1 protein-coding gene is annotated in these 477 nt (G+C 55.1%); it reads right to left on the reverse strand.

All coding sequences use genetic code 11. The features are described from left to right. On the reverse strand, nucleotides 1–207 hold a 207-nt coding region (locus FQ755_RS37795; protein WP_222105732.1), incomplete at its 3' end, for a hypothetical protein. Between the last annotated feature and the right edge of the window lie 270 nt (nucleotides 208–477).

The following is a 477-nucleotide window of genomic DNA, read 5'->3' on the forward strand; positions in this document are numbered from 1 at the left end:
AGTCGTACCGCTTCCAGCTTGAACTCGAGCGTGTACTGTGCCCGCTTTGCCTTGCTTGTCATCGTTCTTCTCCTTGCTTGAGTTTACCTGCTCAGCAAGGGATTCGTTTTTCGGGGGCAAGCTCAGCACAGTATCGCACGTGTTCAGAACAAATTCCCACGCGTGGTGGATGGCGGAAACACCAAGCACGGGAGTCGCGGTTCTCATCCGGCGCGGTTCTCGACTTCGTTATGGAGCGATCATACCGTTCTACGATAACTGAGCTTGAAACTTGAGAGACCGACCGGCCGCTTTCGAGTGCACCACTAGACATCGGATTGTCTACCCGATGTTTCTGCTGGACGACTCATGATGGCCGTTATCGTGCGACCGCACGAAGCCAAGTCTCAGGCTGCGATGTGTTTCTGCATGAACACGCTCAGTGGGTCGTTCGTGTAGTCGCCAAATGGTCCCCGACGCTCATAGCCGGCTGATGCG

The sequence above is a fragment of the Paraburkholderia sp. BCC1885 genome, from assembly GCF_900996235.1.
Lineage (GTDB): Bacteria > Pseudomonadota > Gammaproteobacteria > Burkholderiales > Burkholderiaceae > Paraburkholderia.